Source organism: Mesorhizobium sp. WSM1386, assembly GCF_055901595.1.
This window is the reverse complement of record NZ_CM148373.1, coordinates 2,448,151-2,466,599: the sequence shown is the minus strand read 5'-3', so window position 1 is coordinate 2,466,599 and position 18,449 is coordinate 2,448,151. Positions and strand designations below refer to the sequence as shown.

Genomic DNA, 18,449 nt, shown 5'->3' with positions numbered 1-18,449 from the left:
TCAAGTAAAGTCCAATCTCATCCGAGCTCATGGATCGCTACGCCCGGCACAACAGTCTTGGCGATCTCGCACAGGTGCTGATGATGCGTGAGGTAGATTACCTGACCGGCACTCGCCATCTCTCCAAACAACCGGAAAACCTCCTCTGACCTGAAATGGTCGAAGGTTTCCATGATGTCGTCGGCAATGAAGGGCACGGAGGGCCGGAACAGTGCGAACTCGTAATATCCTGCAAGCCGCAGGGCCAGATAAAGCTGAAAACGCGCGCCCTTCGACAGCGCGTCCGCGACCTTGGACTGCCCGTCGCGCTGCAATGCGATGAGCACTTCGCCACCCTTGACCGGTTGGGTTGTCAGGCCTGAGTACTGGCCACGCGTCATAAGCGCGAAAGCGTCGGACGCCCGCGCCATCATTCCGGAGCGATGGCGCTCCCGATAGACGCGCAGAGCGTTCCCGGCGGCCATGACGCCCAGTTTCAGCTCGATGTAGCGGATGGCCCTTTCTTCGATCTCCAGAAGGACGGTGCGCCGTTCGGCATCTATCCGGGCAACAGCGCTGTCGCCGCCAATGGCGTCCAGCTTGTCGGTCGCGCGCGTCTGTCGAATGAGCTGCTGCTGTATCGCCTCGTCAGAAGCGCGAAGCCTTTGTTCGGCCTCGGCCTTCTCGATTGCAAGACTGTCGAGATCGACAGCATCCAATATCGAACGCGCCTGCTCGAACCCTTCCATCGCGAGTTCGGACGACACCTGCTCCTCAAGTTCGGCCACGGCTGTGCGCAGGCGGTCCCTGTCGCGCAGCAGTTCGTCGCGTTGCACGACTTCGGATAGCGTGGCCACGTCAAAGACGCTCAGGACCTCGTTCTTGCTGCGCTCATGTGCCGAAATTTCAGCATCGAGTATTTCACGCGCTTCCTGCAGGCGCTGCAGGTCATTGATGTGATTTGCCTTCGCCTCGCGCGTGCGTTCGGCGCGCTCCAGGCGCTCGGCAAGCCGGATCGCCAGCTGTTCCGGTTCGTCGTCGTTGGGCGCCTCGCCCGCTTCTGCTGCAACGGCGGTAACCTCGACCAGGAAATTGTCTCTGTCCGCCTCCATCTTCTCGATGCGGAGCTGCATGGCGTCCCGGTCTTGAAGACTCTTGGACAGTTCAGCCAATTGATCGAGGACGCTGCCGACGCCGGCCGCCGATATGCCGCTCTCGAGCCAAGTGCCCTTGAGCGCTTCGGCAACGTCGGCCAGCCATTCGTCCTCACGTCGCTCTGCCACGTCGAGGGCTCGCCGCCTAGCGGCCAGATCCTCTTGCCGTGTGCTAGCCGTTTTGAGCGTCTCGGTCCGCTCGGCGTCAACCTTGAATTGCCTGTCAAGGAACAACTCTGCCACGGCCATGACCGTCTCAAGGCTGTCGGCGGGATCTGAACCGACGCCGACACTCGTCAGAGCCCCGCTCAGCTCCAGGCGTATTTGGTCTCTCTCATCAACCGCGCGCTCGGCTTTCTTGCGGGCAAGCTCGATCTCATCCCAGGCCGCGAGCGCTTCGATCCGGGCAGCAATGCGATTCTCGATCAGCTCAATCAGCCGTTCGGAGGAAATTTCCAGGCACTCTCCGAATAGCTCGCTTGCCGCTGCGCGAATTTCCGAGAGTACGGCCTCCCGGTCCGAGCTGTTGCGTGCAAGTTGGTCGCGCGCATGCGCGATGGTGGCAGCGGTTTCAGCGAGGCTGCGGCTTGCCGTGCGAATCTCAACGAGCTCCCGCGCGTTGGCCAGACGGCCTTCTCGGACACTGTCATCTCGAGCCAGTGTTGCCGCGAAATCGTCCGCCGTGTCCCCAGTGAGGTCATCGCGATGCCGTGCCCAAGCCTCGTCCCGGGCTCGACGAATGACGGCGGCGGCTTCATCGTCGGTGACATCGACCGAGGCGCGAAGGGCATCCAGCCGCACCGAAAGCAAGTCGTGATTGCCCTGGTGCTCGGCAAGACGTTCGGAAACGACGCCCCTGCTCTTCCCGAGCTCTGCTGCAAGCGCCTTCCATGCGCCAAGCTGTCCAGCATTCGGAATGGCGATCCTGGCCAATGCCTGCGCATCTCCCGACCAGGGATGCAAGCGCGCGATCGCGGCCTCCCATCGAATTTCACCAGCATCTGCGGCCTCGCGTGCCGCCTTGGCCTCTCCCATGCACCCGCTGGTCTTTGCCGTAGACAAAGCCGAGACCAGCCTTGCCCTGGCGGGCTCGGGCACGGCCCTCTCTTCGCCGACCCGCTCGCGTGCCATCTGGAGCGCATCAGCAGCAGCCGCGGCCTCCTCGCGCGCAACACGCACGCTGGTTATGATCCCGGATCGCTGCTCGACCATGGTGCGCACAGCGCCAATAGTTGCAGCGGGCAAGAGCAGCTTGGCAGGGTGTGGCTCGGAGGACCTTCCCAGTGCGGCCAAGCAGGTCGCCACGGCATTGTCGAGGATTTGCAGCTCCGTCCTGCGACTTGGCAGGTCCAGACCGGCCGAGACGTGGCGCACCTTGCGGTCAGTCAAGCCGCGAACCCGTTCGGAGATCGCAAGGATCACCGCGTCCACATCGACCGAGGCGATTTTCGTCGTCACCCGCTCGAGCTCGTCCACACTCGCGGATAGCCGCGTTCTCAGACTGGCGTCGGTCTCGATCATGTCGGCGACGCTGCCGGTCCAGGTCCGTGACGGTGAAGCGATCTCTGGCAACTGGGCTAGTTGGGCTTCCTTACGTCGGATATCGGCAAGGATCGGGATCGCGCGAAGGTATTTCGCGATGGTATCGAGCCTGGCCGATAGCACCGACCGTTCGGCGATGCTGCGGTCGTACTTTTCTGTCGCGTCGAGACGCTCGGCTTCAAGGCTCTCGTAAGTCGACGCCAAGGTGTCGACCGCGTCCTTACTGGTCTTCAGTTCCGCAAGCCGCTTCTTGAGCAGCGCAAGCTCGGTTCCATGTGCCTGCTTGCGATAGAGCCTGTCGGCCTCGGCCTCGAGCACGCTCAATGTATCGCTTGCGTGCCCGAGGCCGGCGCTGGCCGTAAACAGCAGCTTGCCCAGGTCGCCGCGCGATTCCAGGATTGATTTTCCACCTGCTTCCAGCGTTTCGTCGTCCAACGAGAACATGGTCTCGTATGCGTCGCGAGACAGGCCGGCCAGATGTGCCGATATCGCCATTTCGCTGACCGGTTGGCCAGTCTCGTTCAATAGTGAGTTAGTGCGCTGTTTCGTGCGTGTGAACGTGTGCTCCGCGCCGCCGAGTTCGAGCACCCCGCCAATGCGCATTGCGCTGTACTCGTGCAGGAAATTGTAGCGGCTGCGTTCCTCGATGCCGAACAGCAGGTCGAGATAGCCGGAAAGCGCGGTCGACTTGCCGGCTTCGTTCAGGCCGAAGACGATATGCAGGTCGGGACCGGATTCCGGTTTCGGCCCAAAGTCGATCGTCCTGTCGGTGAACTTGCCATAGCGAATGAGATCAAGTCGCCGGAGCCTCATTGTGATCCACCGGCCTTGAGCCGGGCGGTGACCAGGTCGGCGCCGTTGGCAAGCACCCGGTCGAGGAACAACTCCAGCTCAGCCTCGTCTTTGCCGGCGAAATCGCGCCCGTCCGGCGGAAGATCCGCGATCATCTTCTGGACAAGCGCCCTCGCCTCGGCACGGAAGGCTTCCGAGCCGGCATCGGCACGCATGGATTGAGCGAGTTCGAAAATCGGATCAGCTCCGCCCTCGGATGTTTCGGCTGCGGATGGAGAGACGTTAAGCTCGAGCTTCTCCACCCAGGTTTCACCAACCTGTTCCGCGACCTGCTCAGCTTCTGCGAGCAGCAGGTCGCGGTCACGGATCAGCGCCCAGGATAAAGGTGACGCCCCGGTCAGTCCGAGACGGATCACAGCATGGCGTGACCTGACTGAGGCGCGCAAACCTTCGAGCGCGGAACGGACTCGTCCGACGACTTCGGACCATTCCACCGTTCCGGCCAGGTCAACGTTCACTCGCTCGAATTGCGCAATACTGGTCGGCCTCTCTTCGATCTCGATGGTGCGGTCGTCTCGTATCGTCACCAAGGTGACGGATTTCTCGCCGGCCTCGTTGATGTCCCTGCCCTGCGGAATTCCCGGCATCACCACGGTGCTCGCCCCAGGGTGGACTTGGCGGACATGGATGTGCCCAAGCGCCCAATAATCGAAGCCATGGCCGTGCAGGTCAGCGACGCTGCACGGGGCATAGACGTCGTGGCCCGGCGATCCGGCCAGGCTCGTATGCATGATGCCGACATTGACCGCTCCTTCACGCGGAGCTGAATACTTGGAAAGCAGGCTGTCCGGCGCCTTTGGGTTCGCAAAGCTCAAGCCATGGAACATGACGTCGAGCCCGCCGGCTGTCTGCAGCACTGACTGGGGACGGCCACCGAAGATCGTGACCGTGTCCGGGAACACCAACTGTTTCGATATCCGCGACATCGCGTCATGATTGCCGCTGATCTTGAACACCTTGATGCCGGCCTGGTGAAGTCGTGTCATCTGTGACGCCAGAAACCGCGCCGTTTTCATCGACGTCTGGTCGCCATCGTAGAGATCGCCGGCAATGACCAAGGCATCGACACGTTCCGCAAGGCATAGATCCACGATCGAGATGAACGTCTGACGGCTGGCGTCTCCGACCAGTTCGGCAAGGTCGGGGTTTCGCAATGCCAGCGAACGCAATGGCGAGTCGAGGTGGATGTCAGCGGTGTGGACGAATCGAAATGCCATTGAGCGGTCTCCGGCCACAAACATACCGGGGTTTGACTGCGGCTCGATAGGAACAATATCATGATAGCCGATGCTGACGCCCGAGGTGATTGCAATCGAGCAAACTGAGTGCTCGCGTCTTAGATCAGCTGACCCAAGAGAACCATCAGATCGTACGCGCACTCCTTTGTCAGGCCGAACGCAGATTCCCGTTGTCTTCCGCAGGTTCCCCCGTCCCAATCAGCCCAATTGCCCCAGGGTTGCTCGACCAGTTCGTAGCGCATAATGGGTCGAACCTTTTTGCGAAAAACCGTATCCTCTTACCTATGCGCCCAGAGACCCAAATTCCCCGTGTCCCCTAAGGATGTTAGAAGCGTTTTGACAAAACTCTCCGACCTTGAATCGCCGATAACAGCCACCACCACGCTGGAGAAGTCACGACGCTGCCTCGCGCTTTTCCGGACGGTAATCCTTGCTTTGACCCACCCCGAGATGGACATGAATCGATGCTCGTTATGAGAACCGCAATTGCTCTGCTCTCCTGCCTGGCCATTTCGGGCTGCGGGATGGCCAAAGCTGCGAGGGAAACCGGGCAGATGTTCGACAAGTATGGGTGCCTTGCTCGTGACTTCAAAGGTCAACCGCCTTGCGAACCTGACAATGCAGCAGCGCCCTGACGAGGGAGGCAAGCACGGGCCACCGTGGTGGTGTCCCCGGTAATGTTTGCAGCACGATCCGCGGTCTCCTCGGCGCGCCAGCAGCATCAGTTAAGCGTACGGCGCCACCGCGAAATAAATTGACATGCTCTCAACAGGGACGATCTAAGAAAGTCAAATGCACCTGCCCAGTTCAGACCGCCCCCTCTCCAATCCTGACGATGACAAGTATGGGTTTGTAGAGCTTTCCAGTCGTCTGGCGGGTCCGATTGTCCACGCGACAACCGGAGAAGGATTGGTCGTCGGAATTGAAGGGCAGTGGGGAGTTGGTAAGACGACCCTTCTCGAGTTTCTCGATCATACTCTTCGTCATGCGAATATCGAGGGTTTACGCACGATCACGCTTGCCCCTTGGCTACAAGGAGACCGAGTCGGACTGTCAACCGAGTTGTTGGCCAAACTCGGCGAGGCACTTGATGCTGAGAACAAGGAAACCCAGAAGAAGGCAAAGCAGAAGGAATTTAAGGAGACGATCGGGAGGTACGCTATTCTTGCTGGGCGGGGGAGTGCCGCAGTGCTCGATGTTACTGGCGATCTCCTTCCCGGCGGCAACATGGCCAAAAGGGCAACGAAGCTCGCGACTGACGCGCTTGAAAGCGTTATTGGCGGGGGGACCCTTCTAGAGTTGAAGGCCGCAATCCGGAAACGCATTGCCGATAGCGGACTGCGGTTTGTCGTTGTCATTGATGACCTCGACCGATTGGAGCCGTCGCAGGCAGCGGAGGTTGTGAGGGTTGTCCGGTCTGTGGCCGACTTTCCTCGCGTCGTGTACGTCCTCAGCTACGATAGGGATGTCCTCGCCCATGCCCTTGAGCAAAGTCTCGGCGTTAAGGACGGCGCGCGGTACCTACAAAAAGTCGTTCAACTTTCCCTACCAATGCCTGCCTTCGAGCCGTTCGATCTTCGCCTTCAGCTCCGCGAGGAGTTGCTCTCCCTTTATGGCGAGTTCGAAGGAGCTTCCTCCAATAAGGTGGTTCAGGAAGACCTTGAACGCGCGATCGACAGCGCGGGAGCGTTTCTCAACACCCCGCGGGAGGTCACACTCGTCACCAACGCAGTACGCTTCGCTTGGCACGCCTCGCGGCTCGATACTTACTACCCAGATGTCTGTCGGGTCCAAATCTACAAGATCGTACGTCGCGATCTGTATGATTGGCTCGAGGGGTATCTTGGTGTTCGTTCGATACTTGTAACGAATGCGGGTCGGATCAGCACAGTGGAGCGTGCGCGGTTCGGCACGAAGCTATACGAGGTTCTTCCAGACGACGACACTTCCTCAAACTCAATCTACACGCTTAGTGGTATCGTGCCCGGATTATCGAGGGACGAGAACGCTGAGAAACGCGTCTTCGGGGGTTCGACTGCACGCGAAGTGAACGCGATGATAGACCGCAAGCGGCTCGGGAGTCCTATCCACTCACGCGCGTACTTTGCCTTCGCTATCCCCAAAACCGTCATGAGCGACAGGGACTGGAACACATTTCTCCATGCAGCTGGCTCCGACCGCAACGAGTTGGAGCGATTGATCCTATACTATGCGGAGACGCAACGGCCTGTAGGGGGCAGTTGGCTCCGTCATGTTCTTGATCGAATGGACGACAGCGCAATTGAGCGCATGAGCTTTGCTCAACTTAAAGGGGTTCTCTTAGCGTTCGCAAACGTAATGGACGACATTCTGCGTCTTGGGCGTCCATGGATACCGTTCCTCGGTTCAGACGAACAGCGAGCAGCTTCGATTGCGTGGGCGATCTTTCGGCGCCTAAGAAGTGTCGACCCCGAAGGGGTGGGTGTCGTGCTCTCGGAAGCACTCGAAAATGGGCGAGCAATCAATTGGCTCGTGGGGGAGTTATTCGCACCGAGCTCTTCGCGCGGGGTGAGGCAGGGGACGGTGGACACATTTCCAGTGACCCAGTGCTGGCAAATGACGAAATCAATCGTGCGCGATCCACACTGGGGATTCGCATCGAGGAAGTCGCTTCCGATGGGAATGTTCTCGACCTTCCGAAGCCATCACGTTTCCTATGGGGGTGGCGTGACTTGAAAGGAGAGGAGGCTGTACGCGCATGGGTAGCTACTGTCATCCAGGAAGATCTGGCTTTCGTGCGTTTGCTTTCAGAGCTCCGTGGGGCGGTATTCAGCGATCGTGAATACCGTGTTCTAAAAGAAGATAACGTCTCAGCATTTATGAATTTCGAAGAAGCTGCGGAACGCATCAGAGCATTGGTAAGTGTGGAGGATACGGCGATCTCTCTGCAGGCTCGCGAGGTGCAGGACGCAATTGAACTCGCACGCTCGTTCTAGTCAGTGAACCGACCGAGTAATCATTCTGGGTATAGATTCCGCACGCTGACGAAGCAGCTACCGGTCTCTGCCGCTCGGCGAACTTTTTGCTCGATCACGCTGCTCACGGGAATCTGCCGCCGGAACGCCTCGCCGAGATCGAAGCCGTCCATGCACACGATGCGCTTTCCCCGCCCGAACGCGTAGAGCCCATCTTCCGAGAATCCCGAATAGCTGATGAACAGCCCACGCGCCCAAGCCGCCTTCTGTTCGATCTTGCCGTGAAAGGTATGGAGGTCACCGACACTGACGGGCGCATTAAGCCATTTAGCTTCGAGCAGATAGACCTCGTTGGCGAGTTCGAAACTGCCATCTATCTGCTCGCCGCGGTTGCGGAATGGATCGCGGGCCCGCATGCCGAAGAGGTTGAATATCGACTTTAGCAATGCCTCGAACAGGAAACCCCGCTCATGCGGCGCGTGCTTCGCGAGATCGAGGAGCTGCTGGTGCATCTGCGCAATGGCCGGCCAGTTGTAGGCCGGCTTCGTCATGGTCGCCACATTGGCGGACGCGGCCCCGGAGAGCCTTTCGATGATGTCGAGAACCGACCTTGGGCGTTCATGACCGTCTCGCCACCGCCCCGCGGCTGCCGGCGTGCTTCACGATACTCCCAGAGGGCCCGGAGCGTCCTAGCGGCGAGGTTGATGTCGGCCAGTTTAAGGAAATAGCGAAGACGTTTGGCCTTGGAATTCCCCTCAGCGGAGTACGCATCATCGTTGATGTCGATATTGAGCTCGCCAGCGAAGAATTCGGCGAAGGTTCGGTCGCTGAAGTCCAGGACATAACCGCTTTCCATACCGAAGATCTGATCGATCGTGCTCATATCGATCGGTCGGATCGTCGCCATCTGAAAAACACTCCCCTTATGCGGAATTGCAGGCAAGAAATTGAAAGGCTAAGTACGGCAGTATCAGTCGGAGACTAGAATCCGGCACATGGAGCGGTCAACGATCCTAGGCGAATTCTTTGAGAGTCGCCAGGTGGAACCAAACTCTGGCTAGCCAAGACGACGCAAGAAGTACTACTAGCAGGAAGTCATCGACAGTCTTCCTTTGCGAATGACGGCCCGATTAGCGCTTCCTAGGTTTCCCAATGTTCGAAATCACTGGCGACGACATAGCCGCTCTTGGCGACGCAGATTTGCGTACCCTGGTCGGGCTTCTCTGCGAAGCAGAGACACGACGACGGGGGCTACCTGCATCAGCCGTCACCTACGGTGGAAATCAAGACGCGAAGGACGGCGGTCTCGATGTTCGCGTGGGGCTTCCAGCCGGGACCGCAATCGACGGCTTCGTGCCGAAGCCGGCAACTGGCTTGCAGGTCAAGAAGCCGGACATGCCACGGTCGGAGATTCTGAAAGAGATGAAGCCTAAGGGTGTCGTGCGGCCCGTCATCAACGAGCTCGCGGTTGCCGGCGGCGCCTATATTATCGTGAGTTCTACGGGCTCTACATCGGACTCGGCGCTGGCGGACCGCTGCAAAGCGATGGCCGAAGCTATCAAGGGCACGCCTGCCGAGGGCAAGCTCACCCTTGATTTTTATGACCGTAACCGGATCGCGACATGGGTTCGGGATCATCCCGGATTGATTCCGTGGGTGCGCGCGCGGATCGGCAAAGCGATGCCGGGATGGCAGTCTTACGGTTCATGGTCGCTTGCGCCTGCGGGCATTGACGCAAGCTACATCGCCGATGATACCAGGCGCGCATTCTGACGGGCGAGAAGGATGAAGGCGACGGGGTCTCCGCCATCGAGGGTATCAATCTTATCCGGAAAGTGCTTGCCACGCCGGGGCATGTAATTCGGCTTGTCGGGCTGTCTGGTGTCGGCAAGACGCGGCTTGCCGAGGCACTGTTTGACGCGAGTGTTGGCGAAGGCGCGCTCGATCCGTCGCTTGCGTTTTACACCAATGAAGCCGACGAGCCCAACCCACCGCCCCCCGGACTCGCCTCGGACCTGATCGCCGGGCGGACTCGCGCCATCTTGGTGGTCGATAATTGCACGCCCGAACTGCATCGGCGGATTTCGGAGGTCGCACGGTCGAGTGGTTCGACAATCAGCGCGATCACCATCGAGTACGACATCCGGGAGGACCAGCCGGAAGGCACTGACGTCTTCGTGTTGGAAACGTCTTCCGTTCCGCTGATCGAGAAGCTGGTGGAGCGGCGGTACCCCCACCTTTCGCAGATCGATGCGCACACCATTGCCCAGTTCTCTGGCGGCAATGCCCGGGTTGCCCTGGCGCTAGCCTCGCGGATCGAGAAGACCGAAACTGTCGCGGGCTTGAACGAGGAAGAGCTGTTCAAGCGTCTCTTTCAACAGCGCCACGATCCAGACCCCTCGCTCCTTGTGGTCGCGCAAGGCTGCTCGCTGGTCTATTCGTTCGACGGCGAGACACTCGAAGGCGGTGAGGCGGAGCTTCCCCTTCTCGGCAGCCTCGTCGGCAAATCGGCCGACGAGATGTACGCCGGAGTGGCAGAGCTCAAGCAACGGGACCTCGTGCAGGCGCGTGCAAGATGGCGCGCGGTACTGCCGCATGCCATTGCTAATCGCCTCGCCAAGAAGGCGCTTCAGGCCATTGCGCCGGCCAAGCTGAAGTTGGTGCTTGTCGACAATGCTTCCGAACGTCTTCTCCGCTCCTTCTCGCGGCGTCTCGGATATCTTGATGACAGCAAGGAAGCACAAGTCATCGTGGAGGGCTGGTTGGCGCAGGATGGTCTGCTCAGCGACTTGCCGAATTTAAGTGAGCTTGGCCGTACGATGCTTGCCAACATCGCGCCGGTTGCGCCAGCAACCGTTTTGGCCGTGCTGGAGAATGCATTGTCCAGCGCCGATGAAGACACGCTCCGTCGCTGCACGCATTTCATTCGGCTCTTGCGTTTGCTCGCTTACGAACCTGTTTTTTTCGAGGGCGCCCTCGCCTTGCTGGTGAAATTTGCGGCGCTTCCAAATGGCAGTACCACCGACAACGAAGCGGCGGAGGTCGTGGAATCGCTCTTTCACATTGCACTGTCCGGCACGCATGCGCCGATCGAAATGCGTGTGAAGGCCGCCGAAGCGCTGCTAGCCTCTCCTGAAGAGGCCGAGCGCCGACTCGGCGTCAGGGCACTCGAAGCGCTGATGAAGACAGGCCACTTCTCCTCACACTATGAATTCGACTTCGGCGCGCGCTCGCGGGACTATGGCTACTACCCGCCAACCGGTGCGGACGTGCGAGCATGGTTCGGCAACGTGCTAATACTCGCAGGCAAGTTTGCCCTGTCGGACAGCCAAGTAGCCGGGGAGGTGCAGAAAGCCATCGCGCGGGAGTTTCGGGGCCTCTGGAGCGACGCGGGTCGGGCGGAGGAGTTAGACCAACTCGCCCGCGCCATTGCCGCCACGTCGTTCTGGCGCGACGGCTGGATCGCGGCAGGGCAAACACGCACCTTTGACGGCAAAGATATGGGCCGTAAGCTTCGTGACCGCTTGATGGCCCTGGAGGAATTCCTTCGGCCCAAGGATCTCGTCAGTAAGGTGCGCGGGCTTGTCATCGGGGGGCGCGCGGGAAGCCTCGACCTCGATGACTTCGATAATGACGAGGATGACGAGAATGAAGGCGGGAGCGATCCGACCGCGCGCTACGCTGAACGTGCCACGCGCTTCGCGGCGGCGATACGTGATCTCGGCCATGACGTCGCGGCGGACGAGGACACGTTCAAAACAGTACTTCCCGAGCTGATCGGCGGGAACGCAACAAAGGTGGCTCCCTTCGGTGAGGCATTGGCGGAGGCCGCTGAAAGCCCGCGCGCGATGTGGGACACGATCGTTGCACATTTTGCAGGAACCGAGAACGCGAGCCTGCAGCTCTTAAGCGGCTTCTTACGTGGGCTGAAAAAGCGCGATGCGGCACTTGCCGACACTTTCCTTGATGAAGCACTAGAGCACCCGGCCATTGCCGCGTGGTTCCCGGTCCTGCAGGCATACGTGGAGATTGACGCCCGCGCACTTAGGCGACTGCATCGCGCGATTGAGCTCGGCAAGGCACACATCACGACTTACTTCAATCTTGCGTATGGCCGTGTCGCCGACAACGTACCTGGACCGGAGTTCCGTGATCTGGTGCTCGCCATCGCGCGTAAGCCCGGCGGGTGCATAGTTGGACTTCAGATAGTCTCGATGCGCCTGTATGCGGACCGCACCGCGACGCGCCAGCCACTGCCTGAGGTTCGCGAGGCCGGACGCTTCGTACTCGCTAAGTTTGAATTCCGCGCAAAGGATAACCGCACGCCGCGCGAGGACCACGAGCTAGGGATTGTCGTCACGGCCTCTTTAGCTGGAGAAGAAGGCACTCCTATCGCGAAAGCGCTTTGCCGCAAGCTCATGGTTGCGGCCCAGAGCTATCATATCAGCACGCACGACTACGACGACCTTATGCAAGGCTTGCTGAAGGTCCAGCCCCTCGCCACACTTGATGAATTGTTTTCCGGCAATCCGAAGTCGCAACGGGCAAGCGTGCGCCTCCTTAACGATCTCCTGCACTTCCACAAAAACGTTTTGGATGTGGTTCCAGACGAAACCATAATCACTTGGTGCGACCGCGATCCCACGATGCGCTATCCCCTCGCCGCTTCCGTGGTCTTGCTCTTCAACCGACCGAAGAAGGGCAAACCGCACGAATGGACACCACTGGCCAAGAAGCTGCTAGAGAATTCACCGGAACCACTCCTCGTTCTGAACGAAATCGTTCATCGCCTCTATCCGTTGAAGTGGAGCGGCTCACTTGCGTCCAAGCTCGAGGGCCGTCTAAAGCTCCTGAACAGCTTGGCTGTGGCCGGTAGCCCCGCTCTTGCCGGACCGCTAGAGCGTTTCACGTTTTGACGGAAGCGTAGCCGGCGTTTACGAAGTAGTTCTTGCATTCGGCTGCCTCGATGGTTTCGACGAGGTGGCCGATGTGGCGCCAAGTGTCCTCGACGGTGCGCTTCTGGGCTTGGCGCATCCAATGTTTGATCTTGGCGAAGGCCTGCTCGATCGGATTGAGGTCGGGAGAGTAGGGCGGCAGGTACCAAAGCCTGGCGCCGGCAGCCTTGATCATCTGCCTGATGGCCGCCGACTTATGACTTCCCAGATTGTCCATGACGACGATGTCGCCAGGCTTCAGCACGGTGACGAGCTGCTGTTCGACATAGGCGCGGAAGCATTGGCCGTTGATCGGTCCGTCGAAGACACAAGGTGCTGCGAGCCGATCCCATCGCAGCGCGCCAAGGAAGGTCAGCGTGCGCCAGTGGCCGTGCGGAGCCAGGCCGCGCAGCCGCTTGCCCTTCGGTCCCCAACCTCGCAGCGGAGCCATGTTGGTCTTGATCCAGGTCTCATCAATGAAGACCAGGCACTGCGGATCGAGGCCCGCCTGCCAGGACCGCCATCGCTGACGCCTGCGGGCAACATCAGCCCGCGCCTGCTCAAGGGCGAATAGCGTTTTTTTTGAAGCTCAGGCCCTCGCGGCGCAGGAACAGCCACACCGTATTGTGCGAGACCTTGATCCCGCGCACATCCAATTCATCCTTCAGCCGATGCAGCGTCAAATCAGAGGCCTGATTGATCCGCTCCACAATGAAAGCCCGATGCGGCTCAAGAACGCGCTTGCGATGTCCGCCCATCTTGCCCGGGACTACCGAGCCGGTGGCACGGTAACGCTGCGACCACTTCACCACCGAGGAAACCGCAACGCCAAAGCGCGATGCCACTGCACGGCAGTTCTCACCCGCTCCAACTGCCTCAACAACACGCTCACGAAGATCATTTGAAAGGGCTCGCGTCATCAGATGCTGGCCTCCATCCAGCCAGCATCTTGAATCACAAACACCCCTCTTTGGGAATCCTACGATTCTCTCAAAACAGGAAACGCTCTAGACGAGGCAAGAAAGAGGTTTCAAGCGAAAATCGACGCTGAACGGCGGAGCGAGCAAGAAGAAGACCGAGCACGCAACAATCGATTCGAATGAGGCCAATCCGAACGGGCCGATGTAAGGTACTGGCGATCGGGGTGTCCGCTTCTGGCTAAACCACAACCAACTGTGTGGTCGTTTCCGGCGTCTTCTTTCAGGTAGCTGCAAGGTGATGTCTATGGCCGTCCTGTATTGGGAGCAGCGCCAGACGCCGAAACGATCCTTGAGTCAGATTTCTACGGGAATCGAGTCAGGCTCCTTCCGGAAATGAGTCAGACTTCTGAGCATCGCTACATCGACGGACAGCGCCCCTACTGCAGCAGCCCCTTGACGATGCCACTTGCCTTGCCGAAATCCATCTGGCCGGCATATTTCTGCTTCAGCGCGGCGATCACCTTGCCCATGTCCTTCTGGCTGGCGGCACCCGTCGCCGCGATCGCCTCGCGCGCCGCGGCCGCGATCGCCGCATCGTCGAGCTGCGTCGGCAGGAAGCCGCGGATGATCTCCATCTCGCCACGCTCCTGCGCCGCCAGTTCCGGCCGCTTGCCGTCCTCGAAGGCCTTGGCCGATTCCTCGCGCTGCTTCACCATCTTGGCCAGGATCTGCAGGATCTCCTCGTCGCTGGCCGGGTCCTTGCCAGCGCCGCGATTGGCGATGTCGCGATCGTGTATGGCGGCCTGGATCAGCCGCAATGTCGGCAGCCGGTGCTTGTCCTGCGCCTTCATCGCGCTCTTCAGAGATTCGGCGATTTTTCCGCGCATCGTGCTTTCTCCTTCGGCCGGCGCGGACAATAGCGCCGGGGACAAGCCAAGGCAAACCCTCATATCACGCGGCAAGCCTCTGATATTGCTTGATGAAATAAATCGCCGCCGCATTTCGCATGATCATTGACCACCCTGCTCCCTTCCCCTATGTACTGGGCCTTGCATGAACTGAAGCCTGACTGCGTGGGAGCCGCGAAATCGCCGCTTCGCGCCGTTTGCCGCGCGGATGGCCCACCGGGCCGGTTGCAAGCGCGCGGTCTGATAGGAGTGCCGACATGGCCGAGATGACGCCCGCGTTGACCCCCACGTCGACCCCCGCCTGGGCGACCGAAAAGCCGACCGCCCTGCTGGTGCTGGCCGATGGTACTGTCATCGAGGGTCGCGGCCTTGGCGCCACCGGCTCGGCAGTCGCCGAAGTCTGCTTCAACACGGCACTCACCGGCTACCAGGAAATCCTCACCGACCCGTCCTATGCCGGCCAGATCGTCACCTTCACCTTCCCGCATATCGGCAACATCGGCACCAACGGCGAAGACATCGAGGACCTCAACCCGGTCGCACGCGCCGGCGCCGTGGGCGCGGTGTTCAAGGCCGACGTCACCAATCCGTCCAACTACCGCGCCGCCGGTCACCTCGACCAGTGGCTGAAGAAGCGCGGCATCGTCGCGCTTTCGGGCATCGACACCCGCGCGCTGACCGCGCTGATCCGTGAAAAGGGCATGCCCAACGCCGTCATCGCGCACGCGCCCGACGGCGTTTTCGACCTCGAAGACCTGAAGCGCCGCGCCGCCGCCTGGTCGGGCCTGATCGGGCTCGACCTTGCCAAGGAAGTCACTTCGGGCCAGTCCTCGGTCTGGCGCGAGACGCCCTGGGTGTGGAACGAAGGCTTTGGCGAACAGGCCGAGCCCTCCATGCACGTCGTCGCCATCGACTACGGCGTCAAGCGCAACATCCTTCGCCTGCTTTCCGGCCTCGGCGCCAAGGTCACCGTGGTTCCGGCCAGCACCGGCTCGGAAGAGATCCTGGCCATGCAGCCCGACGGCATCTTCCTCTCCAACGGCCCCGGCGATCCGGAAGCCACCGGCGACTATGCCGTGCCGGTCATCCAGGATCTGCTCAAGACCGACATTCCGGTGTTCGGCATCTGTCTCGGCCACCAGATGCTGGCGCTGGCGCTGGGCGGCAGGACCGCCAAGATGCACCAGGGCCACCACGGCGCCAATCATCCGGTCAAGGACCACACCACCGGCAAGGTCGAGATCGTCTCGATGAACCATGGCTTTGCCGTCGACGCCGACTCGCTGCCATCGGGCGTCGAGGAAACCCATGTCTCGCTGTTCGACGGTTCGAACTGCGGCATAGCGCTGACCGGCCGCCCGGTGTTCTCGGTCCAGCATCATCCCGAGGCCTCGCCCGGCCCGCAGGACTCGCACTATCTGTTCCGTCGCTTCGTCAACCTGATCCGCGAAAAGCGCGGGGAGGAATTGCTGGCCGAGCGGGCTTGAGAGGCGTCGCGCTGCCCCTCATTGCCCTGCCGGGCATTTCTCCCCGTATAGTGACGGGGAGAAAGACGCCGTCGCCAAGATTTCGCCAATTGTCGACGTTGCAAAAGAGGGCGGCGAGGTCACGGCGGATCTTCTCCCCGTCACTATACGGGGAGAAGGTGCCGGCAGGCGGATGAGGGGCAGCGCAAACATCTCGCAGCCTCGCTCCCCAAACACCCGATCCTAAGCCACCGGCCGGCCTTCGCTGGCCTCCAGTATGGCGAACCATTGCTGGCGGTTGAGCACGATATCCAATGCCTTGACCATCGCAGCCAAACGTTCCGGCTTCATCGAGCCCAGCACCGGCACCAACCGTGCCGGATGGCGTAGCAGCCAGGCGATGGCGACAGCGGCGAGATCGCCGGCGCCAATCTCGGCTGCTACCGCCGCCAATGCCGCCCGCACCCGCGCCTCGCGTGCTTCCTTGCCGGTGAACAGCGAGCCGCCGCCGAGCGGCGACCAAACCATCGGTGCGTAGCCGAGACGCTGCGCGTGATCGAGGCTGCCGTCGGTCAGAACAGACGTCTTTAGCACCGACATCTCGATTTGGTTGGTGGCCAAGGGAAACGGCAGCCGCGATGCCAGCAGGTCGAACTGCGACGGCGTGAAATTGGACACGCCGACCGCCCTCGCCTTGCCTGATTTGACCAGCGCGGCAAGTGCCGCCGCCGTCTCGTCGGCATCCATCAGCGGATCCGGCCGGTGCAGCAGCAACAGGTCGAGATAATCGGTGCCGAGATTGGCGAGCGAACGGTCGACCGAGGCGGCGATATGCGTGGCACTGGTGTCGTAGTGCTTCAGCCGGTTTTGCGGCCTGTTGGCGGACGCCAGCATGATGTCGCACTTCGAGATCAGCTCGATCTGCTCGCGCTTCCCTTTCCAGCGCGCCAGCCCGGCGCCGAACGCCGCCTCGACCTCGTAGTGCCCATAGATATCCGCATGGTCGAAACTGGTCAGGCCGAGATCGACGGCGCTGCCGATCAGCCTTGCGACTTGATCGGCATCCGGGCGCACGGCTCCGTTGAGCAGGCGCCAGGCACCGAAGACCAGCCGCGACAGCGACACGTCCTTTGTCAGCGCAATGCGGCTGTCGTGGCTCATACCTGTGCCCCGTCTTCGGCGACGCCGGTGGTGACATTTGCACGCGTCGCCGGCCGCGCCACCTTGGTGACAAAGACGATGACCGCCAGCGTCAGGAAGCACGCACCGACCAGATAGGGCGCACCACCGAAAGTCACCGGCGCGCTTGGCCCGGTGAACCAGGAAAAGATCGCCGTATAAAGCAGCGGCGTGATGATCGAGGTGATCGAGAAGATCGAGGTCATCGCGCCCTGCAGTTCGCCCTGTGCCGACGGCGGCACCTTGGCGGCGGCGAGGCTCCGGAGCGGCGGATCGGCCAGCGCTTCCAGGCAGCCGACGACGATCACCGCATAGATCATCCATCCCTGCGAGGCGAAGGCGTAGCCGAACGCGCTGGCCGCCGTGAATGTCAGCCCGATGACCGCCGTTCTCCACTCGCCGAGCCTGGGGATGACGCGCGGCAGAACCGTGCCCATGATGGTCGCGCCGCACAGGCCGAAGGCGCCGAGCGAGAAGCCGATCTGCTGTTCGCTCCAGCCATAGCGGTAATTGGAGACGAACGACCAGACCGCCGGGTACATCATGTGCCCGAGCGTCATCAGGAAGAAGACGAGCCCGATCCAGCCGATGCCATGATACTGGCGCATCTGCAGCAGCGTGCCGACCGGGTTGGCGCGTTTCCACTCGAAGCGGCGCCGATGCTTTTCATCCAGCGTTTCGGGCAGGAAGAACATCGCGATCAGGAAGTTCACGAAGGCAAGCCCGGCGGCGAAATAGAACGGCACCCGCGGTCCGAACGCGCCGAGCAATCCGCCCAGCACCGGCCCGATGACGAAACCGACGCCGAAGGCGATGCCCAACAGGCCGAAATTCTTCGCCCGGTTCTCATCGTTCGATATGTCGGCGATGAAGGCCGATGTTGTCGAATAGCTGGCGCCCGAAATGCCGGCCAGCACGCGCCCGATGAACAGCATTGGGTAGGACCACGCGACCGCGCAGATCAGGTTGTCGATCGAGAAGGTCAGCACCGAGGCGAGCAGGATCGGCCGCCGTCCGAACCGATCGCTCAAGCCGCCCATGATCGGCGCGAAGAAGAACTGCATCGCCGCATAGACGAAGAACAGCCAGCCGCCTTCGATCGCCGCGCCGCTGATGCTGACACCGGTCAATTCCCTGAGATAGGCCGGCAGCACCGGCATGATCATGCCGAAGCCGATGATGTCGAGCAGCAGCGTGGTGAAAACGAGCGCCAGGCCCCGCCTGGCGGTTTTGGGATCGATCATGGCGGGTCAAGCTCCTCGGTCCGCCCCGGGGGCCTGGGCGAACGCACCTTATAGGCGAGGCCGCAATAAGGAACAATGC

Annotated in this window: 13 protein-coding genes; 5 read left to right on the top strand and 8 right to left on the bottom strand. The window is 60.9% G+C overall.

Annotation, left to right across the window (positions count from 1 at the left end):
• Positions 1–17: 17 nt before the first annotated feature.
• Together AC0NIH_RS12100 and AC0NIH_RS12095 are read right to left on the bottom strand one after the other, a co-directional pair.
• Entirely contained in the window at positions 18–3,488 is a 3,471-nt protein-coding gene (locus tag AC0NIH_RS12100; protein ID WP_473461199.1) for an AAA family ATPase, read from the bottom strand.
• Positions 3,485–4,744: a metallophosphoesterase family protein gene (locus AC0NIH_RS12095; protein WP_473461709.1), complete on the bottom strand. Its 1,260-nt coding sequence runs from the start codon at positions 4,742–4,744 to the stop codon at positions 3,485–3,487. The genes AC0NIH_RS12100 and AC0NIH_RS12095 overlap by 4 nt, the downstream gene beginning before the upstream one ends.
• 813 nt (positions 4,745–5,557) lie before the next feature.
• On the opposite strand from AC0NIH_RS12095, the gene AC0NIH_RS12090 reads away from it, so the two are divergent.
• On the top strand, positions 5,558–7,480 hold the full coding sequence (locus AC0NIH_RS12090) for a KAP family P-loop NTPase fold protein (RefSeq protein ID WP_473461197.1): 1,923 nt from the start codon (positions 5,558–5,560) through the stop codon (positions 7,478–7,480).
• Positions 7,477–7,740, top strand: coding sequence for a hypothetical protein (locus AC0NIH_RS12085; protein ID WP_473461195.1), 264 nt, complete (start codon positions 7,477–7,479; stop codon positions 7,738–7,740). The genes AC0NIH_RS12090 and AC0NIH_RS12085 overlap by 4 nt, the downstream gene beginning before the upstream one ends.
• 20 nt (positions 7,741–7,760) lie before the next feature.
• Here AC0NIH_RS12085 and AC0NIH_RS12080 read toward each other — a convergent pair whose 3' ends face one another.
• On the bottom strand, positions 7,761–8,270 hold the full coding sequence (locus AC0NIH_RS12080) for a restriction endonuclease (protein ID WP_473461192.1): 510 nt from the start codon (positions 8,268–8,270) through the stop codon (positions 7,761–7,763).
• Positions 8,267–8,626: a hypothetical protein gene (locus tag AC0NIH_RS12075; RefSeq protein WP_473461190.1), complete on the bottom strand. Its 360-nt coding sequence runs from the start codon at positions 8,624–8,626 to the stop codon at positions 8,267–8,269. The genes AC0NIH_RS12080 and AC0NIH_RS12075 overlap by 4 nt, the downstream gene beginning before the upstream one ends.
• Before the next feature lie 245 nt (positions 8,627–8,871).
• On the opposite strand from AC0NIH_RS12075, the gene AC0NIH_RS12070 reads away from it, so the two are divergent.
• A complete protein-coding gene (locus AC0NIH_RS12070; protein WP_473461187.1) occupies positions 8,872–9,492 on the top strand; it encodes a hypothetical protein in 621 nt (206 codons plus the stop codon).
• 62 nt (positions 9,493–9,554) lie between these two features.
• Positions 9,555–12,635, top strand: a complete 3,081-nt coding sequence (locus AC0NIH_RS12065; RefSeq protein ID WP_473461185.1) for a hypothetical protein — start codon at positions 9,555–9,557, stop codon at positions 12,633–12,635.
• Here the strand turns inward: AC0NIH_RS12065 and AC0NIH_RS12060 are convergent.
• A protein-coding gene (locus tag AC0NIH_RS12060) for an IS630 family transposase (RefSeq protein ID WP_352571196.1) occupies positions 12,625–13,573 on the bottom strand; the annotation gives its coding sequence in 2 pieces (ribosomal slippage) (positions 12,625–13,236 and positions 13,238–13,573; 948 coding nt in all). The two genes, AC0NIH_RS12065 and AC0NIH_RS12060, sit on opposite strands and share 11 nt — an antisense overlap.
• Before the next feature lie 437 nt (positions 13,574–14,010).
• Positions 14,011–14,460: a GatB/YqeY domain-containing protein gene (locus AC0NIH_RS12055; protein ID WP_287277350.1), complete on the bottom strand. Its 450-nt coding sequence runs from the start codon at positions 14,458–14,460 to the stop codon at positions 14,011–14,013.
• A gap of 278 nt (positions 14,461–14,738) precedes the next feature.
• On the opposite strand from AC0NIH_RS12055, the gene carA reads away from it, so the two are divergent.
• Positions 14,739–15,968 (top strand): glutamine-hydrolyzing carbamoyl-phosphate synthase small subunit, encoded by a 1,230-nt coding sequence (gene carA, locus AC0NIH_RS12050; protein ID WP_023780876.1) that lies wholly within the window; start codon positions 14,739–14,741, stop codon positions 15,966–15,968.
• Positions 15,969–16,190: 222 nt separating this feature from the next.
• Here the strand turns inward: carA and AC0NIH_RS12045 are convergent, their stop codons facing one another.
• A complete protein-coding gene (locus AC0NIH_RS12045) occupies positions 16,191–17,108 on the bottom strand; it encodes an aldo/keto reductase (protein ID WP_473469344.1) in 918 nt (305 codons plus the stop codon).
• Entirely contained in the window at positions 17,105–18,370 is a 1,266-nt protein-coding gene (locus AC0NIH_RS12040) for a TCR/Tet family MFS transporter (protein ID WP_473469346.1), read from the bottom strand. Before AC0NIH_RS12040 ends, AC0NIH_RS12045 begins: the two co-directional genes overlap by 4 nt.
• Between the last annotated feature and the right edge of the window lie 79 nt (positions 18,371–18,449).